General features: G+C 33.2%; 33 protein-coding genes and 1 pseudogene. 22 read left to right on the top strand and 12 right to left on the bottom strand.

The annotated features are described in order from the left end of the window. Positions 1-18 precede the first annotated feature (18 nt). From BLV40_RS11175 to BLV40_RS11165, 4 genes are all read left to right on the top strand, one after another. Positions 19-537 (top strand): DinB family protein, encoded by a 519-nt coding sequence (locus BLV40_RS11175; protein WP_026591094.1) that lies wholly within the window; start codon positions 19-21, stop codon positions 535-537. Positions 538-631: 94 nt separating this feature from the next. After that, positions 632-1,570, top strand: coding sequence for a DMT family transporter (locus BLV40_RS11170; RefSeq protein WP_090689846.1), 939 nt, complete (start codon positions 632-634; stop codon positions 1,568-1,570). Between the two features lie 58 nt (positions 1,571-1,628). Then, positions 1,629-1,787, top strand: a complete 159-nt coding sequence (locus BLV40_RS28535; RefSeq protein WP_170833616.1) for a hypothetical protein — start codon at positions 1,629-1,631, stop codon at positions 1,785-1,787. Positions 1,788-1,979: 192 nt separating this feature from the next. Then, entirely contained in the window at positions 1,980-2,699 is a 720-nt protein-coding gene (locus BLV40_RS11165; RefSeq protein ID WP_139265523.1) for a histidine phosphatase family protein, read from the top strand. A gap of 97 nt (positions 2,700-2,796) precedes the next feature. Here the strand turns inward: BLV40_RS11165 and BLV40_RS11160 are convergent, their stop codons facing one another. Continuing rightward, positions 2,797-3,246 carry a hypothetical protein gene (locus BLV40_RS11160; protein ID WP_090689844.1) on the bottom strand — a complete coding sequence of 150 codons (450 nt, stop codon included), beginning with the start codon at positions 3,244-3,246 and terminating at the stop codon, positions 2,797-2,799. 208 nt (positions 3,247-3,454) lie between these two features. Here BLV40_RS11160 and BLV40_RS11155 point away from each other — a divergent pair, with 208 nt between their 5' ends. The 6 genes from BLV40_RS11155 to BLV40_RS29285 all read left to right on the top strand — a co-directional run bounded on the left by BLV40_RS11155 (position 3,455) and on the right by BLV40_RS29285 (position 7,571). After that, entirely contained in the window at positions 3,455-4,261 is an 807-nt protein-coding gene (locus BLV40_RS11155) for an AAC(3) family N-acetyltransferase (protein WP_090689842.1), read from the top strand. Between the two features lie 3 nt (positions 4,262-4,264). Next, positions 4,265-4,978 carry a phosphopantothenoylcysteine decarboxylase domain-containing protein gene (locus tag BLV40_RS11150; protein ID WP_139265516.1) on the top strand — a complete coding sequence of 238 codons (714 nt, stop codon included), beginning with the start codon at positions 4,265-4,267 and terminating at the stop codon, positions 4,976-4,978. 16 nt (positions 4,979-4,994) lie between these two features. Then, positions 4,995-5,822 carry an HAD family hydrolase gene (locus tag BLV40_RS11145; protein ID WP_090689836.1) on the top strand — a complete coding sequence of 276 codons (828 nt, stop codon included), beginning with the start codon at positions 4,995-4,997 and terminating at the stop codon, positions 5,820-5,822. A 95-nt stretch (positions 5,823-5,917) separates the two neighbouring features. Beyond that, complete coding sequence (locus BLV40_RS11140) at positions 5,918-6,253, top strand: tetratricopeptide repeat protein (protein ID WP_090689832.1); 336 nt, start codon at positions 5,918-5,920, stop codon at positions 6,251-6,253. 14 nt (positions 6,254-6,267) lie between these two features. Next, the gene (locus BLV40_RS11135; RefSeq protein ID WP_090689829.1) at positions 6,268-7,329 is read left to right on the top strand and encodes a hypothetical protein; all 1,062 of its coding nucleotides are present in this window, start codon (positions 6,268-6,270) and stop codon (positions 7,327-7,329) included. 149 nt (positions 7,330-7,478) lie between these two features. Then, positions 7,479-7,571: a putative holin-like toxin gene (locus BLV40_RS29285; protein WP_090689827.1), complete on the top strand. Its 93-nt coding sequence runs from the start codon at positions 7,479-7,481 to the stop codon at positions 7,569-7,571. A 286-nt stretch (positions 7,572-7,857) separates the two neighbouring features. Here BLV40_RS29285 and BLV40_RS11125 read toward each other — a convergent pair whose 3' ends face one another. Further along, positions 7,858-8,688, bottom strand: a complete 831-nt coding sequence (locus BLV40_RS11125) for an HNH endonuclease (protein WP_090689824.1) — start codon at positions 8,686-8,688, stop codon at positions 7,858-7,860. Positions 8,689-8,839: 151 nt separating this feature from the next. On the opposite strand from BLV40_RS11125, the gene BLV40_RS11120 reads away from it, so the two are divergent. Next, entirely contained in the window at positions 8,840-9,925 is a 1,086-nt protein-coding gene (locus BLV40_RS11120) for an AI-2E family transporter (protein WP_026591086.1), read from the top strand. Between the two features lie 333 nt (positions 9,926-10,258). Here BLV40_RS11120 and BLV40_RS11115 read toward each other — a convergent pair whose 3' ends face one another. The 5 genes and pseudogenes from BLV40_RS11115 to BLV40_RS11095 form a co-directional block, all read right to left on the bottom strand. Beyond that, positions 10,259-10,399, bottom strand: a complete 141-nt coding sequence (locus BLV40_RS11115; RefSeq protein ID WP_026591085.1) for a YrzI family small protein — start codon at positions 10,397-10,399, stop codon at positions 10,259-10,261. A 27-nt stretch (positions 10,400-10,426) separates the two neighbouring features. Further along, the gene (locus BLV40_RS11110; protein ID WP_026591084.1) at positions 10,427-10,567 is read right to left on the bottom strand and encodes a YrzI family small protein; all 141 of its coding nucleotides are present in this window, start codon (positions 10,565-10,567) and stop codon (positions 10,427-10,429) included. 29 nt (positions 10,568-10,596) lie between these two features. After that, positions 10,597-10,729 (bottom strand): annotated as a pseudogene (locus BLV40_RS11105) (YrzI family small protein). A gap of 30 nt (positions 10,730-10,759) precedes the next feature. Next, a complete protein-coding gene (locus BLV40_RS11100) occupies positions 10,760-10,903 on the bottom strand; it encodes a YrzI family small protein (RefSeq protein WP_090689822.1) in 144 nt (47 codons plus the stop codon). Positions 10,904-10,930: 27 nt separating this feature from the next. Next, a complete protein-coding gene (locus BLV40_RS11095; protein WP_026591081.1) occupies positions 10,931-11,071 on the bottom strand; it encodes a YrzI family small protein in 141 nt (46 codons plus the stop codon). 459 nt (positions 11,072-11,530) lie between these two features. Here BLV40_RS11095 and BLV40_RS11090 point away from each other — a divergent pair, with 459 nt between their 5' ends. The 9 genes from BLV40_RS11090 (at position 11,531) to pssA (ending at position 18,846) form a co-directional block, all read left to right on the top strand. Further along, complete coding sequence (locus BLV40_RS11090; RefSeq protein ID WP_026591080.1) at positions 11,531-12,022, top strand: hypothetical protein; 492 nt, start codon at positions 11,531-11,533, stop codon at positions 12,020-12,022. Between the two features lie 144 nt (positions 12,023-12,166). Next, entirely contained in the window at positions 12,167-12,541 is a 375-nt protein-coding gene (locus tag BLV40_RS11085; protein ID WP_090689820.1) for a GntR family transcriptional regulator, read from the top strand. A 2-nt stretch (positions 12,542-12,543) separates the two neighbouring features. Further along, on the top strand, positions 12,544-13,416 hold the full coding sequence (locus BLV40_RS11080; RefSeq protein ID WP_026591078.1) for an ABC transporter ATP-binding protein: 873 nt from the start codon (positions 12,544-12,546) through the stop codon (positions 13,414-13,416). Next, positions 13,413-14,075: a DUF4052 family protein gene (locus BLV40_RS11075; protein ID WP_090689817.1), complete on the top strand. Its 663-nt coding sequence runs from the start codon at positions 13,413-13,415 to the stop codon at positions 14,073-14,075. The genes BLV40_RS11080 and BLV40_RS11075 overlap by 4 nt, the downstream gene beginning before the upstream one ends. A 42-nt stretch (positions 14,076-14,117) precedes the next feature. Next, entirely contained in the window at positions 14,118-14,585 is a 468-nt protein-coding gene (locus BLV40_RS11070; RefSeq protein ID WP_090689815.1) for a CcdC family protein, read from the top strand. A gap of 38 nt (positions 14,586-14,623) precedes the next feature. Beyond that, a complete protein-coding gene (locus tag BLV40_RS11065) occupies positions 14,624-15,166 on the top strand; it encodes a 2'-5' RNA ligase family protein (protein WP_090689813.1) in 543 nt (180 codons plus the stop codon). Positions 15,167-15,378: 212 nt separating this feature from the next. Further along, on the top strand, positions 15,379-17,739 hold the full coding sequence (gene helD, locus BLV40_RS11060; RefSeq protein WP_090689811.1) for an RNA polymerase recycling motor HelD: 2,361 nt from the start codon (positions 15,379-15,381) through the stop codon (positions 17,737-17,739). 345 nt (positions 17,740-18,084) lie between these two features. Beyond that, a complete protein-coding gene (locus BLV40_RS29280; RefSeq protein ID WP_244525383.1) occupies positions 18,085-18,285 on the top strand; it encodes a hypothetical protein in 201 nt (66 codons plus the stop codon). Positions 18,286-18,354: 69 nt separating this feature from the next. After that, on the top strand, positions 18,355-18,846 hold the full coding sequence (gene pssA / locus BLV40_RS11050) for a CDP-diacylglycerol--serine O-phosphatidyltransferase (protein ID WP_090689808.1): 492 nt from the start codon (positions 18,355-18,357) through the stop codon (positions 18,844-18,846). 39 nt (positions 18,847-18,885) lie between these two features. On the opposite strand, the gene BLV40_RS11045 is transcribed toward pssA, so the two are convergent. The 4 genes from BLV40_RS11045 to BLV40_RS11030 all read right to left on the bottom strand — a co-directional run bounded on the left by BLV40_RS11045 (position 18,886) and on the right by BLV40_RS11030 (position 22,106). Next, the gene (locus BLV40_RS11045) at positions 18,886-19,383 is read right to left on the bottom strand and encodes a cytochrome c biogenesis protein CcdC (protein WP_026591072.1); all 498 of its coding nucleotides are present in this window, start codon (positions 19,381-19,383) and stop codon (positions 18,886-18,888) included. Positions 19,384-19,552: 169 nt separating this feature from the next. Next, on the bottom strand, positions 19,553-20,374 hold the full coding sequence (coaW, locus tag BLV40_RS11040; protein ID WP_090689807.1) for a type II pantothenate kinase: 822 nt from the start codon (positions 20,372-20,374) through the stop codon (positions 19,553-19,555). A gap of 52 nt (positions 20,375-20,426) precedes the next feature. Next, positions 20,427-20,834, bottom strand: coding sequence for a 3-hydroxyacyl-ACP dehydratase FabZ family protein (locus BLV40_RS11035; RefSeq protein ID WP_090689804.1), 408 nt, complete (start codon positions 20,832-20,834; stop codon positions 20,427-20,429). 72 nt (positions 20,835-20,906) lie between these two features. Beyond that, positions 20,907-22,106 (bottom strand): LL-diaminopimelate aminotransferase, encoded by a 1,200-nt coding sequence (locus BLV40_RS11030; RefSeq protein ID WP_139265515.1) that lies wholly within the window; start codon positions 22,104-22,106, stop codon positions 20,907-20,909. Between the two features lie 183 nt (positions 22,107-22,289). On the opposite strand from BLV40_RS11030, the gene BLV40_RS11025 reads away from it, so the two are divergent. After that, entirely contained in the window at positions 22,290-22,859 is a 570-nt protein-coding gene (locus tag BLV40_RS11025) for a phosphate propanoyltransferase (RefSeq protein ID WP_090689800.1), read from the top strand. Between the two features lie 31 nt (positions 22,860-22,890). On the opposite strand, the gene BLV40_RS11020 is transcribed toward BLV40_RS11025, so the two are convergent. Further along, on the bottom strand, positions 22,891-24,093 hold the full coding sequence (locus BLV40_RS11020) for an MFS transporter (protein WP_090689797.1): 1,203 nt from the start codon (positions 24,091-24,093) through the stop codon (positions 22,891-22,893). 228 nt (positions 24,094-24,321) lie between these two features. Between BLV40_RS11020 and BLV40_RS11015 the strand changes: the two genes are divergently transcribed. Further along, entirely contained in the window at positions 24,322-24,906 is a 585-nt protein-coding gene (locus BLV40_RS11015) for a hypothetical protein (RefSeq protein WP_090689794.1), read from the top strand. Positions 24,907-25,052 lie beyond the last annotated feature (146 nt).

Genomic DNA, 25,052 nt, shown 5'->3' with positions numbered 1-25,052 from the left:
TTAGATGGGAGAATTACAGTGAAAGATTTATATTTAGAAAGGGACATGAACCCTCATGTTGCAATATTATATGCTACTGTAAGTGACACATTCAAAAGATTAAGAGATCTAGTTGAAGGTGTAGGAAAAGAAGAATTGTATTACAAAGGTCCTTCTAATGATGAAAATAGCATCGGACAGCTTCTTCAGCATTTAGCAGTTGTAGATTTACATTGGGTGTATCGTTTGAAAGGTGTGCAGGCTCCATTAGTATTACAAGAAAAATATGGTCCTATGCTTGATGAAAAAGGAGAATTGCCCAATATAACAAAAGGTTCTTTGCAAGAACTCATGCACGATTATCAAGATGTTCATAATATGTTTTATAATGAATGTATAAAACTAATAGAAACCGACTTAACCCGCGAAGTCTATTATGAAAAAGCTGAAACAGCTACGATTAGGTGGGGGATATGGCATATAGCTGATCATAGCCGCTATCATCAAGCTCACATAAGCCGATTACGGAAATTGTATCGACAAGAAATAAACATATAAAAGCACTAATTCAAGCGTGAAATTTCCGAATTTTATTTCAAATTGATTATATTTTGTTATATAGTAGAGGGAAAACGGTATAAGGGGTTTTAGGATGAAAGCAATTGCAGCCGGAGTTTTGGCATCGTTTTTCTTTGCCTTTACATTTATTTTGAACCGTGCGATGGACTTACAAGGGGGAAGCTGGATTTGGAGTGCATCGTTACGATATTACTTTATGGTTCCGCTACTTGTCATGATAGTCATGTATAGAGGAAACTTAAAGCAACTCTTTCAATATATGAAAAATAATCCGAAAGAGTGGTTGTTATGGAGTATTGTGGGCTTCGGTCTTTTTTATGCACCACTTAGTTTCGCAGGTGCATTTGGACCAGGGTGGCTCGTTGCCTCAACATGGCAAATTACGATTATAGCAGGAATTTTATTAACATCATTCTTCGCAACGAATTCGCTACATAAAAAAATTCCAATGAAAGAATTGATGATGTCTGCTGTCATATTATTAGGTGTTCTTCTCATGCAAGTAGAGCAAGCTTCTTCTTTAGGGATTCGTGAAACTGTTTTATGTGTAGTTCCTGTAATAGTTGCAGCGTTTGCTTATCCACTTGGTAATCGGAAAATGATGCAAATATGTAAAGGTGAGATAGATGTTTTTCAGCGAGTTCTTGGAATGACACTCGCAAGTTTACCATTTTGGTTTTTGTTATCAGGTTATGAGGTTTCTACAAATGGCTTGCCATCAAGTGACCAAGTCTTCCAATGCTTCATCGTAGCAATTAGTTCTGGTTTAATTGCTACTGTATTATTTTTCTTTGCAACTGACCTTGTAAAGGATGATCCGCAGAAATTAGCTACTGTAGAAGCGACGCAATCTGGTGAGGTTTTATTTGCGCTATTAGGGGAGTTGATATGGTTATCTGCTCCGTTTCCATCATCGCTATCATGGATTGGAATGAGTTTAGTGGTGGTTGGAATGATTTTGCATAGCTATGTTGCGGTTGTCGTGAAAAAGGAAGAAAAAATAACGGCGTGAATGAATATTAGCTCTTTGAAAATAAGGAGCTAATATTTTTTTATATGTAGGAATTTACATGGAATTAAAAGGATTCATTCATTTTCTAAATAGATTAGAAGACAATCATATATTCTATAAGATAAGTAAAGTGAGAAGGGAAAGCATTATGGTGGAAGTGGCTGTACTAAGGCAACGATGGGCAATTGAATTCCTAGTTGCAGATTATAGTGATTAAGTAAAGAGAAAGGAACGGATGCATAATTATAGTGGGCTGATCCTTTTTTGTTTTAATCATATGAATTGATATATACTAACTTTATATGTAACATATAATAAAGGTGGGAGTTCCTGTTTACTGAGACGTGTTTTCGCATAGTAAGGATAGAACAAATAGATTAGGCTAAAGGGAGAGAAAGAAATGAATAATATGGAAAAAGATATAAATATAACAGATAAAAACATGGATAATATCGTTACGTTATATATTACTAGACATGGCAAAACAATATTAAACACAAATGAACGTGTACAAGGCTGGGCTGATTCTCCATTAGTGGAGAAAGGCATTGAAGTAGCTAAAGGTTTAGGGAATGGATTACAAGATATTCTTTTTGTTGATGCTTATAGTAGTGATAGTGGGCGTGCAATTGAAACTGCTAACTTAGTATTAAAGTATAGTGGACAATCAAATTTAAAACTTGAACAAAGGAAAGATTTACGTGAATTAAATTTTGGGATTTATGAAGGTGAAAAGATTGAAAATATGTGGGAGGCTATTAAAAACCTTGCTGGTGTGAAATCAGCGACTGAATTAATGAAGTTCTCTATTAAAGAGATTACCAATTTCATTGTAGAAGCAGACTCTACAAAACAAGCTGAAAATTGGGAAGTATTTTCAACTCGTATCAAAAAAGAAATTGATAAAATTAGTGAAGACACCGCCAAAAATGGAGGAGGTAACGTTTTAATCGTATCTCATGGACTGATGATCACTTCATTAGTAGAAATGCTTGATAGTAGTAAAACAAAAATGGGGGTAGAAAATGCAAGTGTAACTAAAATTCTCTATCAAGATGGGACGTATAAAATTGAGTCTGTTGGCGATATGAGTTATGCTGAAAAAGGTAGCGAGATTGTAAAATCGTGATAGTTTGTATAAAGTAATAGAATGAAAAAGACGGATTTCTTATGAGGATAAGGACGTCTTTTTCTTTGGTTTTTTTTAGTTATGAAGTATTGTGTTTTTATTGTTGTGACGTAACTCCTTCATTCTGTTTTATCTCAAAAATTTTTTTACCATCTTCATTTACAATGTTTACAGAGTCTCTTAATTTATTTACGCCAATATACATAACAGGGTTTTTATCTCTACCTTTATCTTTTTCCACATGTAATACAATAACTGATTTATCTTTTTCATCTTTCACTTCTTTTACTGTAATTTTATCATTCTGATATTTTTCGCCAAATGCTAAAAATATCATCATTTTTCCTTCGCTAATTCTTTCAATTGAGTGATGAACAAGTGTTGGATCTTCTTGTGCTTTTTCATACAGATTAATTGGTCCGAATTCACCTTCATTATATCTAGATTTTTCTAGAACCCAATAGCTTTCATAATCGCTTGTAAATAGAGTACATCCACTTAATCCGATCATACACAGTACTCCAAAAATGAATATGAATTTTTTCATTTTATCCCCCTTTAAAAAGAATATGATTCATATAATTATACCATAAATTTACTATTTTGGATTTTTAATCTTATATTTATAGATTTAGTACTTAACGTGTTCGTTTAGATTAAAAATTGAGAAAAATATGATAAAATATTGAGAGTGAATTCAAAGTGAAAATTGGTAGTTTATAAAATCTTAACACAGAACAAACGGGGGAGTAATCATGAAAATAAACGACATAGTGGCGGAAACGCAATTACCAAATACAATTGAAACGATATCGAATGATTTACAGGCATTAGGACTTAAAAAAGGAATGACAGTGATTGTTCATTCTTCTCTTAGTTCAATTGGTTGGGTATCTGGTGGGGCAGTCGCGGTTGTAGAAGCGTTAATGAATGTAATTACTGAAGAAGGTACGATCATTATGCCGACACAAACGTCTGATTTATCGGATCCAAAAAATTGGGCAAGACCTCCTGTCCCAGAAAGCTGGTGGCAAATTATTCGAGACAACGTTCCAGCATTCCATCCAGATATAACCCCAACACTCGCGATGGGAAAAGTTGTAGAATGTTTTCGTACATATCCGAATGTAAAACGGAGTAATCATCCATTAAATAGCTTCGCAGTATGGGGGAAACATGCAGAGACTATTATAGCTGAGCATTCACTTTCCATTAGTTTTGGAGAACACTCACCTTTAAAGAAAATATATGATTTAGATGGATATGTATTGTTGATAGGTGTAGGCTATGATTCTAATACATCGATTCACCTATCTGAAATACGTACAGGAGCACGTGAATTAATTAAAGTTGGAGCACCTGTTTTAGAAAATAACATAAGGGTGTGGAAAGAGTTCGATGAAATGGATTATGATTCTGACTTGTTTGTTGAGATTGGAAAAGAGTTTGAACGTATAAATGCTGTAACAACTAATAAAGTAGGAAATGCAACGTGTAGATTAATGAAACAAAAAGAAATTGTTGACTTTGGTGTACAATGGTTTCGTTCGAAAAATAAGTAAGGGATGGTTATGATGAAGGGGAAAAAGATTTTAATTACAAGTGGTGGCTGTTTAGAGAAATGGGATCAAGTACGTGGTCATACAAATTTAGCAAAAGGTACAATCGGAAGAATGCTTGCTGAAGAAGCGATGACAAAGGGAGCACACGTTATATATTTACATGGTTATTTCGCTGAAAAGCCAAATACTACCAATGATCAATTGGAATTACATCCATTCGAAGGTATTGTTGATTTACAAGATAAGATGAAAAGTATCATTACACACGAGAAAATTGATGCAGTAATTATGGCGGCAGCTGGATCGGATTGGATCGTTAATAAAATTTGTGATCAAGATGGAAATATACTTGATAAGAATGGGAAGATTTCAAGTGATATAGCACCAATTATTCATTTTCAAAAAGCACCAAAAATATTAAAACAAATTAAACAATGGGATCCAGAAACGGTTTTAGTTGGATTTAAACTTGAAAGCGATGTCAATGAAGTAGAATTAATTCAACGTGCGAGTGAAAGAATGAGGCAGGCGAAAGCAAATTTTATGGTAGCAAATTCTCCGCATTCATTATATTCAAATGCAGCCATCCATCATGTAATCGGAGAAAATGGTAATGTTTGTATTTGTGAAGGGAAAGATGAAACAGCAAAAGAGATTGTAACCAAATTAGAACAGTTATGCAATCGTGTAGAAGAGGGGAGTTTGGGCCGTTTATAAAAAGGGAGAGGTGTTCATGCTTTTTCAAAATATCAAAGTCATTGTATTAGATTTAGATGGTACATTGTTAAATAATGAAAAGAAGGTATCAGAGAGAAATATAAAAGCAGTTTTGGATTGTCATAGAAAAGGAATACATATTATTTTTGCGACAGCAAGAGCTCCTCGTTCTGTAAAACAGTTTCTTCCAAAGGAATTACAGAGTATTGGAATGATGGTGTATTACAATGGCGCTCTATTACGGGATCAAATAACAAAAATGAATTACCATTACCCAATTGATGCTGTTCACACAGCGGAAATTATCAATTTTGTTATGCAAACGCAACCTGCTTCTTTCATTGCAATTGAGGTACAAGATACATGTTACATTAATCAAAATATAAAAACAAATTTTATAACAGCGACGAAGCCGATTGTTATGACAAATGAAGAAATGAAACAACGTTCTGTATCTAAAATACTGTTACACTCGTTTTCTCACTATGAAAAATTAGAAGAACAATTTCGGCATAAAGTAAACGTAATTTGTACAGATCAAAATCAGCTCGTCCAAATAATGGGGCGTAATGTTTCGAAAGAAAATGCTGTGTTGAATTGGTGCCAAAAGCACGAGATAAGTGCAAAACAAGTAATGGCATTTGGGGATGATTGGAATGATATCGGCTTGTTCAAAGAATGTGGTTATCCAATTGCGATGGAAAATGCAATTTTGGAGCTAAAAGAATTAGCATATTGCATAACAGATAGCAATGAAGAGGATGGTATAGCATGTATTCTGGAGCAGATAAGGAGTGATGTAGGTGAAACACTTATTGGAGCAAGCGATTCAATTTCGGAATAAAAAAATATGTACAAGTAAGGGATATACTCATTGGGTTAACTAACTTTACCCAGCATCCAGAAGTTCTCTATGAATGCGCTTATATACATGATGTAATGGGACTTAAAACAGAAGCTGTTCCATTTTACGAAAAAGCAATTGTAAATGGACTTAAAGGAGAAGCATTATGTAGGGCATATATTGGACTCGGAAGTACATATCGATGCATCGGTGAATACGATAAAGCGATTGTTATATTAGAAGCTGGGCTCAAAAAGTTTCCGGACAATGAAACCATGAAAGTAGTTCTTTCCATTGCAAAATATAATATTAAAGAATATGAAGAAGCAATGAAATTATTGCTTAAAACTGTTGTGAAACTAGAAGATGTAAACGAATATGAAAGAGCTATTTTGTTCTATAAAGACCATCTTAATAAGATTTTTAAATAAAAAGGAGAGAGTGCATGAGTGATTCAATTTCACATAAAAGAAGAAATGTTTCGATTGGTCTTATTGCTTTAATTGTAATATCAAATTATCTAGCATATACACTTCCTATTGTACCCGCTGTACCGAAGGAAATGGTGCTAGGGTCCTTGTTTGATTTTCTTATTGTAATTCCAGTTATTACGTATTTCTTTATCATACGAAAACGCTATTCGTTAACTTATATATTTCCAGTTGTAATAGCAGGCTATATTGCCGCAAGATTCATAATTCCAAGCGATTATTTACAGTCGTTTTCATTTGTTTCTTATATTTTAGTTGCAGGAGAAATTGTGTTTATCGGTTTAGAGTTATTTATTCTATATAAGACTGCTAGAGCATTACCGAAGATTATACGATGTTATAAGCAATATAAGAATGAATATCCATCATTTTCTTTTGCAATTGATAAGGCATTCGATAACACATTCACAAGAAATACTGTAGTAAATGTGATCGTTACAGAATGTAAGTTATTTTACTATGCTTTATTTTCTTGGCGTACAAAGATGCCAGAAAGTCAGCATGTTTTTTCATATCATAAAAAGACTGGAGCAATTCCATTTTATATTATGCTGATTCACGCAACATTAATTGAATCAATTGGGTTTCATTATTTACTTCATCAATGGAATCCAGTGTTAGCTTGGATTTTACTCATTTTAAATATATATGGAATCCTTTATTTTTTAGCTGAGATACAAGCAGTCCGTAAAAATCCATATATTATGACAGAAACCGAAATGATCATTCAAGTCGGATTTGGTAAGAAAATTGTTGTGCCATTTTTTCAAATAGAAGAAATTTCCTTTTACAAAGGTGAAGTATTAACTAAGGAAGAAGGAAAAGAAATATTCGAAGCAACGGTAATGGAATTTATAAAAGAACCGGCTACCTTTGAAATCAAATTAAAAGAGCCGTTAACAGCGCAGTTACTATATGGATTTACGAAAAAGGTGAATCGTGTACATGTGAATGTGGATGATAATCGGAGATTTTATGAAGCGATTGTTGAAAAACTAGAGAAAGATGAGGAATAAAAGAATAGGGATCAATAAAACCGGCAAGCGAGAGACTTGCCGGTTTTCATCGTAAAAAATTAGAAAATATGATAAAATTAAGAGGTAACTTATGGTACGGTTGGTTGTTCAATTATCACTTCTCCAGGCTTGAAGGGAGGTGATAATAAATGGGTGAAATTTCGTTATTGTTGCAAGGCGGATTATTTCTCGTTGCACTGTTAACGTTTGTTGTCGTTTTAATCGATAAGCTCAAAAAATAACAACCCACCTACGCCAATAGAATGTGGGTTGTCTCGTTTGTAAGAAACAAATAGGATAAATGAACAATCCAATCTGCTAAGTTACATGGACTGGTGTGTAGCCGCACACTAGTCTTTTTTATTTATATACAATTTATAATTGTTTTATGTGATTGTATTGTTCTTTTCATACTCATTATAACATAGTGTCTTTTCAACAAGAAAGGAGACCGTATGTTCTTGTTACGAATTCTTGTTATTTAACTATGATTCAATCTGTAAAAATAACTTTGTTATCCAAAGATTATTAAACGCGAGTCGTTTGTGTACTCTTTTGTTTAAATAATTGATCCATGTATTGTTTTAAATTCTCAATATAGAATTCTTGCTTTTCTACATCATTCACTCCAACAATTGGAGATGGAAGTTGATATTTTTTTCGAGAAAGATGGACAACAACATCGAAAATATCAAATAGACGAATAAAGCAGAATAGACCATCTTTATCACTTAATAAAATAAAATAATGGTTATCGCTAGTCGTATTGAGGGTATTCCACAATGAGCTTTTACTTAAATCACGAACAATGCTTCGTTCTTTTAATTCGATAAAGTCAACATTAGATATAATACTAGAAATATCAATCGCATCAGGATCATTAAAATAACCGTCAATTGTATGTACTGCGAATATATAAGCCATTTTTAAGATACTCATTTTATATTTACGGTTATCTAAAAGTAATTCACGTTGAATGGAGCTTGCTACTTTCGTTACACGTTCTTCTTTCCAAATTTCATTATGTAGTGAAATATCATGTTTTTTACATAGTTTCATAATTAACGCATTAGAATAATATACTTCGTCGTTCGTTTCAACTTCTTCCGTTTCCGCTGCCGCTAATTCTTGACCATATTCATTCGTATAAAGAGGAGAATCAATTTGTTGCTTCATTTGTTCGATTTTGTATTGGATTAGTTTATGCCTGATTAATGGTCGGTCTACGTTTGTTGTGAGATGCTCATAACAAGTATCACAAATTAAATTTGTAAAATAATATCCACATAAAATCTCTGGGACAACATGTTGTTCACTAAGTTCTTTCGTTTCTTTTCTGCAAATGATACATTGCGTCATATTTATCACCTTTTACCCTGAAAATTTGTATGTATTCTTATTGTAGTGTATTTATTAGTATTTTGGAACATTGAAGATGAAAATAGAGTATAAAATTCATGAGTGTTTTGATACAATAAAGTGAAGTGCTAATTTAAAGGAGGCTGTTTTTTTGAAATCGAAAGTGCACTTTTGGACATTGGAAGTGCTAATGGTTGTAGGGATTATATTTATTTGCACAAAAATATCATTTTTATTTCAACCCATTGGTATATTCATTTCAACTTTATTTTTCCCAATTTTAATCGCTTTGTTTTTATACTTTATATTTAATCCCATTTTAGTGTTTTTAGAAGGGAAAAAGGTTCCTAGAAATTTAGCGATATTGTTGTTATATGTTTTTATCATTACACTAACTGCAGTCTCAATTGGTGTAGTCGTTCCGACGATTTCACAGCAGCTGATGGATTTAGTGAAAAATATGCCAACATATATCAAAGAGGGAAAAGTATACATACAAGAATTATCTCATCATAGGCTATTTGAATGGTTAGCTACACAAAATTATGTATCAATTGAAACGATTGAAAAAAATGTAATGGAGTATTTGAAAGAAATACCAAATACAATCACGTCGAGTGCAACGGCTTTGTTTGGTATTATTACAAACGTTGCATTAGTAATTTTTACAGTACCGTTTATTTTGTTTTATATGTTTAAAGATGGTCATGCATTCCCGAGGAAAGCTGTTGGTTTTTTACCAGAATCGTATCGTGAAGAAGGACTTCATATTATAAAAGAAACAGGCGAAACGTTGTCTGCCTATATCCAGGGACAAGCGCTCGTTTGTTTATTTGTCGGTGCATTTACATTTGTAGGATATATAATTATTGATTTGCCGTATGCTTTCGTTTTAGGGATTATAGCGGCATTTACTAATATTATTCCGAACTTAGGGCCATTTATTGGAGCGGCACCAGCTGTAATTGTTGGATTATTTGTATCGCCCATGCAAGCTGTTTGGGTAATTGGTATCGTAACGATTGTACAGCAATTTGAAAGTAATATTATTTCACCGCGTATTATGAGTTCGAAATTAAATATACACCCTTTAACAATCATTGTGTTAATCCTTGGTGTAGGTAATTTCGCTGGTATTATTGGAATGATTTTAGCAGTACCAGTTTACGCTGTGACGAAAACGATTGTTTCAAACTTGGTGAGATTGATTAAGATGAAAAGAAATAATCGGAAATAAAAAGAATTCATAAGAATCAAGAAAGATACATTGCTTTTTAGCAATGTATCTTTTTTTGATTGTGATGTAAAAAGATTTGAAGAAGGGGGATTGCTGCCTTGTTATATATAACGATTAAAGTTAATTTACACATATAATAATAATAAAAACGTCTAGTTTTTAAGATGTAATTAGCCGTTTTTATTGTATGATTTTTGCATACTTATTTGAAGTATATGGCCTTTTAAAGGTTAACGAACTATGTGGAATCCCTCTCAATAATCCAAATCATTTTTTTACAACGCGCCATTAACATCTTAATTCACTCCTTTTATAATATTTAAATTTGCATCATTATAGATGTGTATAATACTTGCTTCTACGATCTCGAATTTCATCAGAAACTTTTTTATATTGCTCTTTTTGTACAATTTCAGCTTCAGTTAATCGCTTCTTTTGAATCGTAATCGTTAAAAAGAATACATGAAATTTCATAAATGAATTCCTCCTTTCGTAAAGGAATTATAGGTGACTGCAATAAGGAAGTTGCCGTTCTTTCACTTCATTCATAGCGTGTTGAATTTGTTGTTCGTGTAACATTTCGAACTCAGAAACTTTGTTTTTGTGAATTGTGATAGTTAAAAAGAATACTTGGAATTTCATCAGGTAAATCCTCCTATTTATATGAGTTTTTAGTACATATGATTGTAATAAGAAACTTGACGTTCTTTTGTTTCGTTTATCATTTTTTGAATCTGCTGTTCATGTGAAATCTCAGTTTCAGAAAATTATGGTAATGGTTAAAAAGAATACGCGAAATTTTATAAGATGATTGCTCCTTTTGAAAATTATTTTTTAATACATTTGATTATAATAAGAACTCTTGCGATCTTTTACTTCGTCCATAATCTCTTTTAATTGTTGTTTACGTAAAATATCAGTTTCAGATAAAGATTTTTTTTGAAGAGTAATCGTAAAAAAGAAAATGTGAAAAGTCATTAACGAATTCCTCCTTTCGTAAAGGAATTACAGGTGACTACTGTAAGGACTTTGACGCTCCTTTATATCACTCATAGCTTTTTGAATGTGTTGATCATGCACAATTTCGACTTCAGATAATTGCTTTCGTTGAATTGTAATACTGAAAAACAGTACGTGAAAAGTCATTGAATATTTGCTCCTTTCTTAAAGAAATGGTGTCAGAGATTTAAAAGATCGCACAAAAAAGCCACAGAAGGATACGGTTCTCCTGTGGCAGGGCATGAAAAAGCCACAGGTAAGCATACGACCTCCTGTGGCGAATGTGTTAATTAAAGAAAATATCGAACGATTTTCAATTCTCCATTAGGGTGGTCGAACTAATATTTAATTGTAAAACAGGTGCAACATGTAATTTTAATTTCATCATTTCATTCGACCTCCTTTTAGAATTTTTTTCTTACGTTAGTAAGTATATACAATTAATGGATAATTGTAAACATAAAAAATGAAAATTTTTAATTTTGATTAAAGTGCGTATATTTTTGAAAGGAATTGTATGATTCATGATAGGATTTAGAGATGAGATAAATCAGTCAATTTTAGAGGGTCATATCTTTTTCATCAAGAGACAGGAGGGAGAGAAAGATGGAGCTGTTTTATAAGATTGCCTATCATCGAATGTACGACCATTATTTATCTAAACTAATTCAAACAATTGGGCACTTACATGCAGAAGAATTATGGAAGCAAGAGGATTCAGCGAATTCAATTGGTGGCATCGTATTACATATTTGTGAGCATATAAAAAGGAATAGTAGCCGTTATTCGAATCCAAATATACATTTTGAAAATGGGATTGAAGAATACTTTCCGATTGTGCAATTGAGTCCAGAAATGTTATGTGAAACTGTACAGAGGACATTTGATGAATGGGAAAAAAGTTATGTTAAAGCTTGTAAGGAAATGAGTAGGATAGACATGCATGATCTGTTTCATTTAGTGGAGCATACAGGTTATCATTTAGGACAAGTGGTAGATCGTACAAAATTATTAAAGGGAATGAAGCTGAATTTCTGTCAAAATGGTTTAAATGAAAAGAACTTGAAAGTATGTATAGAAAATACAACCGTTTTATAAATAGTTTTTAGAGAAGTATCATCCTGTAAGGTGTGATACTTCTTTTTTTGAAATAAATTATGGGAAAATATTGAATGAATCTATATTCCTGTGATATGGTTAATTACATAAGTAATGAACCTATGAACCTAAGGTGGTGAAAACGTGAAACCAACACTTGAGCAGAACAAGTTAATATACATACAAATTGCGGAAACAATTGAGGCTGATATTTTAAAGGGGATATTGCTTGAAGAAGAACAAGTCCCATCGACAAATCAATTTGCTAAGATGTTACAAATCAATCCAGCTACAGCAGCGAAAGGGGTAAATTTACTAGTGGATGAAGGGATCTTATATAAAAAAAGAGGGATTGGAATGTTTGTTACAAAGGGCGCAAAAGAAGTTGTATTAAAAAAACGGCAAAATACTTTTATGACTGAATTTTTACCTAAAGTGTGGGAAGAAGCAAAAGTTCTTGAAATTTCAAAAGAAGAATTAATGAATATGATTCAAAAAATTACGAAGGAGGGGGAATGACCATGATTGCATTCGAAACAAAAGACTTATCGAAAAAATATAGGGGAAAAGCGGCTGTAAATGCAGTAACGATTTCGATGGAAAAACATAAAATATACGGTTTGCTCGGTAGAAACGGGGCAGGGAAAACGACATTATTACATCTTCTTTCTGGACAGATCGTTTCAAGTAGTGGAAGTGTATCCGTATTTGATGAAAATGTTTTTGAAAATAGGAAAGCGCTGCAAAATATTTGTTTTGTAAAAGTGAAAGAAGAAGTTTATTTAAACTATAAGGTGAAAGAGATTTTTAATCTATGTAACATGTTTTATAAAAATTGGGACCAGGCCTATGCTGAAGAACTTACGAGGAAATTTGGGCTTAATGTACAAGAGAAATATCATAAATTATCGCATGGTATGCAGAATGTTGTTGGAATTATTAAGGGATTAGTAAGTAGGGCACCTATTACAATTTTTGATGAGCCGACTACCGGTTTAGATGCGGCGCACCGAGAATTATTTTACAATATGTTGTTAGAAGACTATGGTAATCACCCTCGAACAATTATTTTATCAACGCACTTAGTAGAAGAAGTAGCGCATATTGTGGAAGATGTGCTGATTTTGAAAGGAGGAGAAGTAGTTGTTCAATCAGCCGTTGAAGATTTATTACAGGAAGCCTATTGCATATCAGGCCGAAAAGATAAAGTGGATGAATTTCTAATAAATAAAAACGTTGTACATCGAGAGGTATATGGAAATAAGGAGATTGCTGTTATATGGGAGGGGTTTTCTACTAAAGATTATCAATTTATTGAAAAAGAAGGATTAGAAATTGATAGCGTAACACTACAAAAACTATTTATTTATATAACAGATGATGAGGTGAAATGATGATGCTAATGAAACAATTGAAGTTACATATGAAATTTCATTACAAAGCGATTCTTATATTTTGGATTGTGGCGTTACTTATAAAAGGAACAACGAGTACAGCGGATTTAAACGGAATAAAAGTAGGATTTTTACAGGATATTTTAAATAATCCTTCGATTGCAATTACATTTTTTATAGTAGTAAGCACTTTTATTATACAGGATGAAGTATTTCGTTTAGTTGTTTCGTTTGGGGTAACAAGACTACAATTTTTTGTTGGGGCAGTTTGTTATATAACATTACAAGCCGCAGTATTTTCATCTCTTCAATTGATTTTTTTACAGAATATAGTATATAGTTCAGAAAGCACTCGTATAGGGGGGCATTCACTAGGGGGATTTTTTGCACAGTTTTTATTCTACGTTACAATAGCGAGTTTTTTTCAAGTAGTAGTTATTTTTAAACAACGATTTCAGTGGATTGGTCTTGCTGTAGGGGGGACGATTTTCTTAGGGGTAACGAGTGTGCTCTATGGAGAAGTAGGGATAAGAAGTTTCATGTTTATAAATAGTGAAACCTTAATAGACGTACCATATTTTATTATGATTTCAATGGGATTAACTGTAGTCTATATCATAGTTAGTAGTATTCTTATTCGTAAAGTTTCCTTTGAGTAAATGATTGTTAGATAAATATTTTTGGGAGAGAAGAGAAAACCTATGGAGTATACTTCTTCACTAACAACCTTATTTTTATGTATTGTAATGTTAATTTTATGGAGACGTTATCGATCAATGCATAAACCGATAAAGGGAAATGGAAAGCGAATTTTATTACTACTACTTTTTTTATCACCAGGAATTTTAATGTTTTTTGGTCCTATTCATCCAGCTGTATTATACATTAGTTTTGCGATATTATTTGGGATTCTTTTTGCGCTTCCGCTTATTATACTTACAAACTATGAGAGAAGAGAAGATGGGAATATATATACGAAAAAAAGTGTAGCATTTCTCATTACTTTTATAGGGATTGTAGTTTTAAGGTATGTTTCTAGGAAATATATAATCGATTTGGATCAGCGAACAATAGGCTTATTGTTTTATGTTGTTGCTGCTTCTTATATCATCCCTTGGAGAATTGCTTGTTATATAAAGTTTAGAAAAGTATTTCGTGCAGTTTCATAAAATTGCTGTTTTTGGTTGTGGTGAAGGAGGAATAGAAAATGCGTACTATTTTACTTTTTCTAAATGAGGCGCAAATAGATGAAATTGAAGTGGTTAGAAAAAAACATGATCCTTTATTCGGACTGATTAATCCTCATATTACACTTGTATTCCCTTTTGAAAGCATGATTACTAACGATGAACTTAAAAAGCACATTATTGAAAGTCTAGAAGGGGTTGATCCGATAGCAATCGAGTTTACAGATCGAATTAGTAATGAAGGAGAGTACTTGTTTTTACTTACTGAAAAGGGAAGTGAAAAAGTAAGTACATTACATGAAAAGTTATATAAAGGGCCTTTAGCGGCATTTTTCCGAAGCGATATTTCTTATATACCGCATGTGACGGTCGGGAGAAAAGAAAATGAAAAAATAGCAAAAGAAATAGCAAAAGAAATAGCAAAAGAAATAGCAAAAGAAATAGCAGAGGAGCTACCGGATTTAAGTATCAACTTAAAATGTGTAATTGAAAAAGTAAGTGTTGAACGTATTGGGGAAGATGGAGAATCAATAATAGAATTTGAAGTGGAACTTCCAAAATAAAAAGGAGATACAAATTTGTATCTCCTTTTTATTGATTTTTCATATATATGTGTTAGAATGGAAAAACGCTCATTGTTTATTTTTATATAAAACTCAATAATTATCCAATTTAATTATAACAAATCGATTACTTGTTTGTCAAACTTTTTATTGAATTTGTTATAGCATCAAACAATGAGTATTAGAACGATTAGTTGATAAGGAGTGGCGATATGGAAAAAACAAATCAAGAATGGAAACAGGAACAACATCGTCTGAAAGAAGTAGTTGGAAAGATAAAAAATCATATTGATACATTAGAGCGATATACGGGTGCAGCAATGAAAGATGTTGTCCAGATTCGAAAACATTTTTGGGACGATGTAACAGTGAATGTTGATAATACAGAAGAGGCTATTGAAACGGCAGCGAGTATTAAACAACAAGCAGAGTTATTATCCGAACGAGAGCAAAGTCATCGCCATGCTTATCAAAAACTAAAAGGACTACAAAGATTACAACAGTCCCCATACTTTGGAAGGATAGATTTCTTAGAAGATGGTGAAAAAAGTGAAGATGCTATTTATCTTGGTATTCACTCATTCTACGATGAAAATACAGAACAATTTCTTGTATATGATTGGCGAGCCCCTATATCAAGTTTGTATTATGACTATTCTGTAGGAAGAGCAAAATACGAAGCACCTAATGATACGATTTCGGGTGAAATGACATTAAAAAGACAATATGTTATTCGGAATGGCCAAATTGTAAGTATGTTTGATACAGGTGTTACGATTGGTGATAAATTACTGCAAGAAGTATTAGGGAATAACGCTAATACACAAATGAAAAGCATTGTTTCAACAATTCAAAAGGAACAAAACCAAATTATCCGGAATGAAAGAAGTCGTTTGCTTGTTGTGCAAGGAGCTGCGGGAAGCGGTAAAACATCGGCAGCACTTCAGCGTGTCGCGTATTTATTATATCGATATCGGGATTCTCTACACGCTGATCAAATCGTTCTTTTTTCTCCCAACTCGATGTTTAATAGTTATGTTTCCACAGTGCTACCGGAACTTGGTGAGGACAATATGAAACAAACGACATTCCAAGAATACTTAGAGCGTCATGTTGATAAGAAGTTTGAATTGGAAGATCCATTTACACAAATGGAATATGTACTGACAAGAATGGAAGAAAAGAGTTATGAAACACGATTAGAAGGAATTAGATATAAAGCAAGTTCTGATTTTATTGAAGTAGTAGATCGGTATATATCTTACTTAAAACGAGAAGGTATGTTATTTAAAGATATTAAATTTAGAGGAGAAGTATTAATCTCCAAAGAACAAATAAAAGAACGATTTTATGAATTTGATTCTTCAATACGGATTCCAAATCGAATAAAATTAATTTCTGAATGGCTACTAAAAGAGCTGAAAGAACAAGAAAAAATAGAGAGAAAAAAACTTTGGGTGGAAGAAGAAGTACAGTTATTAGATAAGGAAACATATGCAAAAGTTCATCAGAAATTACAGCAAAGGCAAGAATATTCCCAGGATGCGTTTGATGAATTTGAACGAGAACAAAATATGTTGGCGGCTATCGTTGTGAAAGAACATTTTAAACCACTCCGAAGACGTGTGAAAAAATTACAATTTATTCATACACCAGCAATTTATATACAAATATTTAAAGATCCGCAGTTTGCTAAGCAACTTGTAGAGGAAAGTAAATTACCGCAAAGATGGAATGAAATATGTAAAGAAACAATAGAAAAAATACAAGATTTTTATATGTCATATGAAGATGCAACACCTTATTTATATTTAAAAGATCAACTGGAAGAGTTGCAAAGAAATACATCTGTGCAGCACATATTTATTGATGAAGCGCAGGATTATTCTGCATTTCAATATGCATTCTTAAAACGAATATTCCCTCATACAAAAATGACAATACTAGGTGATTTTAATCAGACCATTTATGAACATGCATCAGAGAATGAATTTTCACAGTTAAGTACGTTGTATGGAGAAGAGCTGAGTGAAAGAATCGTACTTACGCGTAGTTATCGCTCTACAAAACAAATCATTGAATTTACAAGGCAGTTAATTACAGATGGGCATGAAATTGAACCGTTTCAACGTGACGGTAAACAACCAAGTATAACGGAAGTGAAAGAAGGAAAAGCGCATCATAAAAAGATTGTGGATCAAATCGAGCAGTTGAAGCAAAGAGGTCATAAGACAATTGCGGTTATTTGTAAAACAGCTGAGGAAAGTAAAGAAGCTTATCTTGCACTTCAAACATCATTACAAGTTCGTCTCATTAAGAAAGAAACGAGTTCGTTTGATACAGGTATTTTGATTATCCCATCGTATTTATCGAAAGGGGTAGAGTTTGATGCGGTTATCATCTATGATGCATCAAAGAAAAAATATAACCGAGAAAGTGAACGAAAATTATTTTATACTGCTTGTACACGTGCAATGCATGAGTTATATATTTATTCTGTAGGGGAAATGAATGCGTTCTTGCAGTCGGTATCCACAGATACGTATATGTTAGAAAATGAAAAGGTTCAATAGAAAACAGGCTACTCTGTAACATTATATAATTGTTAGTACATCACTTATTAGAGAGTGGTGTACTTTTTGTCATATTTAGCGAGAAGACCTCTACCTCAAGCGCGTAACGGTAGGTGGGGGTAGTTCAATTTAGAAGAACTCTATATGACCTTATGTACTATCACATCAAAAATAGTTTTACTACAACACTCGTTTTACTTTAGATAGTATATAATATTACGAAAATAAAGGCTTTTATATCGGGGTATTTATGAAAATATCCACATTAAACAAAACGTTCTCACACAAGAAGAACCACTACAAGAATCTCACTCAAAGCCTTTTATTAACGAAGAAGATGTATGAGTGAAATTGGCATGCGAAGCAGTTACGCTAATCTCACCTACAAACGAAAATCCTTTTATTCTCTCTGTTGTCGGGATTAAGCGCACTTTAGAAATACTGCTTATTATGCAGTATTTAATTTATAAACCTCAAGTTTGTAACCTTCTTGGATACTTTTCTCTTGTCGAAATTTACTTAGCGTACAGTAGTCATCTATTTTAAAGAATAACAGAAGAATATATAGAAAATGCTACATATATGGGAAGTTTGATCAATTTAGGGGGGACAACCTTGTTCAATCACATAGTAAAAGCTATACCCAATTTATTTACGATCGGAAATTTATTGTGTGGTGTTTTTTCAATTACCTTGAATATGAGTGGCCTTTTGGAAGCAGCCTCTATTTTTATTTTCTTTTCTGCTGTTTTAGACCTTCTTGATGGAAGGATTGCAAGAAAATTGAAAGTGAACAGTGAATTCGGCGTAGAATTGGATTCCTTAGCTGACATTGTTAGTTTCGGAGTTGCTCCTGCACTTCTATTTCATTCGATAGCAGCACCATCTATTTTAACTTCTTTGGCATTTATCCTTTTTCCAACGATGGGTGCCTTAAGATTAGCTAAATTTAGCGTTAAACCAACCATTGGATATTTTAAGGGATTACCTATCCCAGCCGCTGGATTGCCATTAGCTGGAATGGGGTTGTTTTTATATAGCAATGCATGGATTACTTTAATCCTCGCGCTCTTAATGGTAAGTCCAATTAGGTTTAAAAAACTTTAAAAGCCCTTTCAGAAGTACTGAAGGGGCACGTATTCAGTGTTACCGTAAGTCAATATTGTCGTTCGTTTGGATTCGACTTTTGTATAATTGACGAAATTTGATGAAAGAGATAATTCTCCAAGGTAAGATATAACCCAGTGCTACAGTCATAAATAGTGATGCTTTTGTTTCTGGATCTAGCCATTTTAAATAATCACGAAGTAAAAACCGGATAATAAGTACGATGAGAAAGGTAATAATAAAGCTCTTGTTTCTTACAGCATAAATATGCTGATCGGATCGAATTTCATAGTTAGTGGTCCAAATAAGTGGAATTGACAAAAGGAACCCAAAGATAACTGCACAAATCAATTCCCAACCTGAGGCATGTGCTTTTGGATTTAAGATGATGGGAATGCAGGGTAATAACAAAAATAGTATGGGTAAGAGAATGCGGATCCCGTTTCCTTTAATAGGACGATACATTGCTCTAGTTCTACGCCATAAGACCAACGCAGCAACTATGATCACAATAGAGTAAAACGCAGAAGTATCCATAATTTCACTCCTTTACATAATGTATTTCAATTATATGGGAAATATCATGTCATCCACAATATTAATGGATGACATGATATTTATTCAGGGGCCCTTTTTATTATGTAAGTTACATTAAAGGCTAAATTAAGCCGTGAAGTCGATCTCTAGCTCTTCCTTAATAATAAATTTATTTTGTTGTACGCAATAAGGCCCCAATAGCCCCGCAAAAACCGTGATCTTGCAAGAAGATAGGTTTTTTATTTTGATACACGGTATAATCACCTATAATCTCTTGTAGTTTTTTATTGTTTGAAAGGGTAGATCCAATATAAATGATATGAGCTACATCATTCGCTTCTGCAAATTGAAGGCTTAATGCAGTAACTACTTCACCGACAAGACCTTGAAGGGTTGCAAGTAAATCAGATTTGTTATAATCCACTTCACTGCTAACAGCTTTTCCAAAATTGCTGGCTGTTAAATTACTATCAATAGGGGAAAGAATGCCGTTATAAATATCTCCAACTGTAATATCGAGATTCCGCCTAGATCCTAGTTTTGTATGTTGAATGACTTCTTCAAAACAATCTATATCTGTTAATAATTTTGATAGCCCCATGATAGTTCCTCCGCCAATCCCTGTTCCACCAGTGCGAATATACTTGTTGTTATGGACATAATGAATGGACGTACCGGTGCCGATATTCGTTAAAATAAAGTTGTTTATGGAATGCTTTTCTTGGTCAATGAGATAATGAACACCAGCAAGTGTGGCATCGAATTCTGCAACATACTCTATATTGTATTTTTCTGAAAATATTGTTTGTAACTGTTCAGCTTTACCACCAGTCAGAGACAATCTATTTATATATTTATTTTTATTGAACCAATCTTTAATTTTGTTTTGTTCATGTGAGTAAAATTTTTCGAAATGCAATTCATTGCCATCATCAAAATAAGCGATTTTTGTTAGTGTTCCTCCAGCATCAATACCGACGGCGCTCTTCATTTTTGCACCCCTTATCATTGTGTAATAATAATGAACATCTATCATTGACTCTTTATGAAGAAATGTAAACTAATAATTTTTCAACTGTAACAATTGGTTTACCGTTTACAGAAGCAATTCCTTTTCCAAGAATAAATCCTCGTTTGTTTCGCAGAACTTCATATTGCAAATCTAGTTTGTCACCAGGTGTAGCGGTTCCATTAAATGTTACACCGTCTAATGAAGAGAGAAATCCTAATCCAGTAGAATTGTTTGTTCCTACGAACGCACCAAGCTGTGCAAGTGCTTCTACAATTAGCAAATGAGGCATGTTATTTTGCGACTCGGTTATAAACCATTCATTATTTGTTATGAACTTATATCCTTTAACGGATTTTCCATCTTCAATGTCTGTGATTCTATCAATCATTAAAAATGGGTAGCGATGAGGAAGTATATCGTTAATATTCTTGATATTCATAAAGGTCTCCGATCTTTAATCTTTAAATGGGAAAATAATAACCCCTGCTAAAAGCAAGCAGGGGATTTGTAATTAATTTTTGACTAATACATCTGCTTTTTCAAGAGAAAAAATACCACTCTTTTTTATATTTTCAACAACTTGTTGTAACACTTCTTTATCTTGGACAAGTGCGATACGCACAAAACCTTCACCATGTGGTCCGAAAGCATGACCAGGAGTTACAACAACATGCGCACGATCCATCAATGCATAAGCAAATTCTAATGAAGTCCAGCCTATTGGTATTTCCGCCCATACGAACATACTACCAATAGGTTTATCAACATGCCATCCGAAAGAAGCAAAACCATCGACTAAAGTATCTCTGCGTTCTTGATAGATGATACGATTTTGGGCGCAGAAGTCGGCACCGTGACGTAAGGCAACTGATGCTGCCTTTTGAATTGGCAAGAACACACCGTAGTCTGTATTTGATTTAAATTGTGTTAGTGCACCTACAATTTCTTTATTTCCAATCATATAACCAATGCGACTACCAGCTAGGCTATAGCTTTTGGATAAGGAATTAATTTCAACACCAACTTCTTTGGCACCAGGAACAGATAAGAAACTGATTGGTTTCTTTCCATCGTAATAAAATTCTGCATAGGCAAAATCATGTACCACAATAATTTTGTGTTGTTTGGCGAAGGTAATAACTTCTTTGAAGAAATCTTCATGTGCCATTGCTGGAACTGGATTTCCAGGGAAGTTCAATATCATCATTTTTGCTTGTTTAGCAATTTCCTCAGGAATGTCTTGTAATTTAGGTAAAAAGTCATTTTCTTTTTTTAAAGGCATGAAGTAAGGTTTTGCACCTGCCATTTGAATACCCGTTTCATATGCTGTATATCCAGGATCAGGTACTAAAATAAGATCACCTGGATTTGCAAAAACCATCGGCAAGTGAACGAGCCCATCTTGGGAACCCATCAATAATAAAACTTCATTGTTTGGATCTAATTTAACATGGTGATTGTTATCGTAATATTCAGTTACTGATTCGTGAAATTCTTGAATACCTGATAAAGTATAACCGTAATTTTCTTTTCCACTTGCTGTATGTACCATAGCTTCTCTTACAATATCAGCAGGAGGCATATCTGGATTGCCGATACTTAAATCAATCATTTTGTGACCTGCTGCAATTTTTTCTTTTTTATAAGCTGCTAGTTCACTAAATATAGAAGATTGGAATGCTTTCATTCTAGTTGCTAACGTATAAGTCATCAAAACCCCTCCTAAAAAACTGTGTTTTCAATGATCTACTTTTTATATTCTTTTATTATTCTGAAAACACATAATTATATTTTAACACTTTTGAGCCAGAATTCAAAATGTAGTTGTGTAAAAAGAAAAAGAAGGAAAGACTAAAGAGTATGAATGCTACTATATAATGAAGAGGTGTTTCAGGTGAAACAAATTCCAATCGGCGTATCAAATCGGCATATCCATCTGACAAACGAAGATTTAGAAAAACTTTTTGGGGAAGGATATGAGCTAGTGGTTGCAAAAGATCTCTCACAACCAGGAGAATTTGCAGCAAAAGAAACAGTAACGATTAAGACTGAAAAGGCAGAAATCTCAAAAGTCCGTATTCTTGGTCCTATCCGAAAGTTTACACAGGTTGAAATTTCAAAAACAGATGCACGTAAGTTAGGAGTAGATGCTCCGATTCGAGCGTCAGGTAATATTGATGGAACGCCAGGAATTACTCTTATTGGTCCAAAGGGCTCTTTAGAAATTGAAAAAGGCGTAATCATCGCTGAGCGTCATATACATATGACACCTCAAGATGCTGATACCTTTCAAGTGAAAGATGGACAATATGTAAGTGTTAAAGTAGAAGGAAGCAGAGGATTGGTTTTTAATCAAGTACTAATTCGTGTAAAAGATACTTACGCATTAGATATGCATATCGATACAGATGAAGCAAATAGTGGGAGTATAACAACCGGAGACTTTGGACAACTCTTACAATAAGAAAAAATCCATCTCAATGTTGAGATGGATTTTACATGTTTGATACTTTGGAAGTATTTTTAGTTGGTTGCTTTTGTTTTGATAACGACATAAGGATAATGAATAATGAAATGACACCGAAAATAAGCACCATATACTGCAATCCAATTGTATCTAAGAAAAATCCCGTTCCAAGTAAGACAATTTGGAACATGACCCTTTCAAACATATTACGGAATGAGAAAAGACGTCCGTGATAGCTTTTTTCAACTTTCGTTTGAAAAACTGTCGACATGATAGGAAAGAAGCAACCGACACTAAATCCGAATAGCCCGAATGATACAAGTGCCATCCAATTTACATCACTAAAGAACAGTGAAAGATGTGCAAAAGCAGTACAGAACGCAAAGAAGTATAGCAATTTTTCTGGTGGGAAATACTCGGACAGACGTTTAATAACGAAGGCTCCTAACATAAATGCGATCCCTTCAATCGTATAAATAAATCCTTTTATTGTTGTATCATGTTGCATCTCACTAATATTAATTACCATCAAGTTAAAACCGCCAATGAATAAAAGGGGAATGACGCTTAAAATAAGTGCACAAAATGCGATTGGAATTCCTTTTAAAATACGGAATACTTCCATAAAACTGTTGTCTTTTTCTGTTTTTTTATTTGGGGTATTGTTTTTTTGATCTTCAAATTGTAATAGAAATGTTGATAAAAATAACAGTGCATATGCAATCATTGAAAAAGCGTATATATATTGCAAACTCATCATAACAAGCAAAACGCCACCTAAGGATGTACCAACGATACGAGCAATTGTCCCGATATTCATATGAACACCATTCATCTGTAATAGCTCATGTTCACGAACGATAAGTGGAATAACTGATTGTAATGCAGGAAAATAAAACGCAGCTGAAATTTGAATAGCAATCATAAAGGCAATCATAAAAGCAATACTTTCATATTGAATAGCAAAAAACATAAAAACAACGCTTATAACGCGACCAAACCCTGCATATAGAAGGATTTTTTTCTTTTCATATTGATCAATCATTCGGCCAGCCATTGGTCCAACAAGAACACCTGCTAATAGTCCAATAAACATAATCATTGATTTCATAAAATCGGATGGTATATGTTTTTGCATGAACTCTAGATTACCAAGAATACCGAGCCATAAACCGAGTCCTGCAACAAACTCACCGCTTAGAACAATCCAGACGTTTTTATTACGCCACATAACAAAACCTCTCAGTCTTATAAAATAGGAAAATTGTATATAAACCCTCCTTTTATTCATATATTTCAATCGTTATTTTTTGAATCAGAGTCTATATTACGTGTTTGATAACGGAAATTCAATCTTTTTGTTTGGGATGAAAAATTGAATTTATAAAGCTAAAAAATCAAATTTACATATTAGAAAATACATTGGAATAAATTTAAAATGTATGAGGGAGGGATACTCATGATTCAACAATTTTTTAAAAAATTGTTCGATGAGTTTTTGCAGGAGCAGAAAGAGGAGATAATAGCAAAGCTTTGTTTCTGGATTGCATATTATTACATATCAGTCCCAAAATATATGGTGAACTCTAGTGGTATTCTAGTACATATGAATCAAACGCACGAAAGCTATACATATGATACAATTGAAGATTTTTTACGGGAGTATAGTGGGAAAACAAGAGGAGCGCTCAATTTTGAAAGTAGAATATACTATATTAAATTTGAGGAAATAATTAGGGAGAAGTGCCGTGAAATGATTTATGCTTATTACTCCCCGCGTTTTATTGATAGACATTCGTTATTATGTAAAGAGCTATTAAGAGAAATAGGTGTAGGCAAAACAGAAATTGAATGCGGAAGTTTCTATACGTTGATTTTTAATTTTTGCGCAGAAACAAAGGATTGGGTCGATGAGTACGAAGAGGATGTGTTAAAAGAACTATTTGTATTGTCACTTTCCTTCGTCGTACAAGCATATGGTTTAAATGTATATAAATATATAAAACAAGAAGATCGGAAGGAAGTAGAGTGTTTAGTTCATTGAATAGAGAGGACTTACTTGGTTCTTTACGTTTAGAAAGACGAAACTGTAGTTTATTAGGCTGACTTTCGATAACACGAATATGCGTTCAACATTCGTATATGGAGGAGTAGTTACACGTAACAAGATTGTGTTTAACTAAGCTAATA

It is taken from the genome of Bacillus sp. 166amftsu, from assembly GCF_900107445.1.
Lineage (GTDB): Bacteria > Bacillota > Bacilli > Bacillales > Bacillaceae_G > Bacillus_A > Bacillus_A arachidis.
This window is presented reverse-complemented; position numbering and strand designations above follow the sequence as displayed.

Excerpts from the sequence above, each read along its gene's own strand:
- helD (WP_090689811.1), top strand. The coding sequence starts at position 15,379 with ATGGAAAAAACAAATCAAGAATGGAAACAGGAACAACATCGTCTGAAA.
- BLV40_RS11115 (WP_026591085.1), bottom strand. The coding sequence starts at position 10,399 with ATGAAATTTCATGTATTCTTTTTAACGATTACGATTCAAAAGAAGCGA.
- BLV40_RS11035 (WP_090689804.1), bottom strand. The coding sequence starts at position 20,834 with ATGAATATCAAGAATATTAACGATATACTTCCTCATCGCTACCCATTT.
- BLV40_RS11170 (WP_090689846.1), top strand. The coding sequence starts at position 632 with ATGAAAGCAATTGCAGCCGGAGTTTTGGCATCGTTTTTCTTTGCCTTT.
- BLV40_RS11090 (WP_026591080.1), top strand. The coding sequence starts at position 11,531 with ATGGAGCTGTTTTATAAGATTGCCTATCATCGAATGTACGACCATTAT.
- BLV40_RS11070 (WP_090689815.1), top strand. The coding sequence starts at position 14,118 with ATGGAGTATACTTCTTCACTAACAACCTTATTTTTATGTATTGTAATG.
- BLV40_RS11165 (WP_139265523.1), top strand. The coding sequence starts at position 1,980 with ATGGAAAAAGATATAAATATAACAGATAAAAACATGGATAATATCGTT.
- BLV40_RS11030 (WP_139265515.1), bottom strand. The coding sequence starts at position 22,106 with ATGACTTATACGTTAGCAACTAGAATGAAAGCATTCCAATCTTCTATA.
- BLV40_RS11140 (WP_090689832.1), top strand. The coding sequence starts at position 5,918 with ATGGGACTTAAAACAGAAGCTGTTCCATTTTACGAAAAAGCAATTGTA.
- BLV40_RS11160 (WP_090689844.1), bottom strand. The coding sequence starts at position 3,246 with ATGAAAAAATTCATATTCATTTTTGGAGTACTGTGTATGATCGGATTA.
- BLV40_RS11155 (WP_090689842.1), top strand. The coding sequence starts at position 3,455 with ATGAAAATAAACGACATAGTGGCGGAAACGCAATTACCAAATACAATT.
- BLV40_RS11100 (WP_090689822.1), bottom strand. The coding sequence starts at position 10,903 with ATGACTTTTCACATTTTCTTTTTTACGATTACTCTTCAAAAAAAATCT.
- BLV40_RS11080 (WP_026591078.1), top strand. The coding sequence starts at position 12,544 with ATGATTGCATTCGAAACAAAAGACTTATCGAAAAAATATAGGGGAAAA.
- BLV40_RS11020 (WP_090689797.1), bottom strand. The coding sequence starts at position 24,093 with ATGTGGCGTAATAAAAACGTCTGGATTGTTCTAAGCGGTGAGTTTGTT.
- BLV40_RS11110 (WP_026591084.1), bottom strand. The coding sequence starts at position 10,567 with ATGAAATTCCAAGTATTCTTTTTAACTATCACAATTCACAAAAACAAA.
- BLV40_RS11150 (WP_139265516.1), top strand. The coding sequence starts at position 4,265 with ATGGTTATGATGAAGGGGAAAAAGATTTTAATTACAAGTGGTGGCTGT.
- BLV40_RS11145 (WP_090689836.1), top strand. The coding sequence starts at position 4,995 with ATGCTTTTTCAAAATATCAAAGTCATTGTATTAGATTTAGATGGTACA.
- BLV40_RS11125 (WP_090689824.1), bottom strand. The coding sequence starts at position 8,688 with ATGACGCAATGTATCATTTGCAGAAAAGAAACGAAAGAACTTAGTGAA.
- BLV40_RS11075 (WP_090689817.1), top strand. The coding sequence starts at position 13,413 with ATGATGATGCTAATGAAACAATTGAAGTTACATATGAAATTTCATTAC.
- coaW (WP_090689807.1), bottom strand. The coding sequence starts at position 20,374 with ATGAAGAGCGCCGTCGGTATTGATGCTGGAGGAACACTAACAAAAATC.
- BLV40_RS11045 (WP_026591072.1), bottom strand. The coding sequence starts at position 19,383 with ATGGATACTTCTGCGTTTTACTCTATTGTGATCATAGTTGCTGCGTTG.
- BLV40_RS28535 (WP_170833616.1), top strand. The coding sequence starts at position 1,629 with ATGGAATTAAAAGGATTCATTCATTTTCTAAATAGATTAGAAGACAAT.
- BLV40_RS11095 (WP_026591081.1), bottom strand. The coding sequence starts at position 11,071 with ATGACTTTTCACGTACTGTTTTTCAGTATTACAATTCAACGAAAGCAA.
- BLV40_RS11135 (WP_090689829.1), top strand. The coding sequence starts at position 6,268 with ATGAGTGATTCAATTTCACATAAAAGAAGAAATGTTTCGATTGGTCTT.
- BLV40_RS11065 (WP_090689813.1), top strand. The coding sequence starts at position 14,624 with ATGCGTACTATTTTACTTTTTCTAAATGAGGCGCAAATAGATGAAATT.
- BLV40_RS11015 (WP_090689794.1), top strand. The coding sequence starts at position 24,322 with ATGATTCAACAATTTTTTAAAAAATTGTTCGATGAGTTTTTGCAGGAG.
- BLV40_RS29285 (WP_090689827.1), top strand. The coding sequence starts at position 7,479 with ATGGGTGAAATTTCGTTATTGTTGCAAGGCGGATTATTTCTCGTTGCA.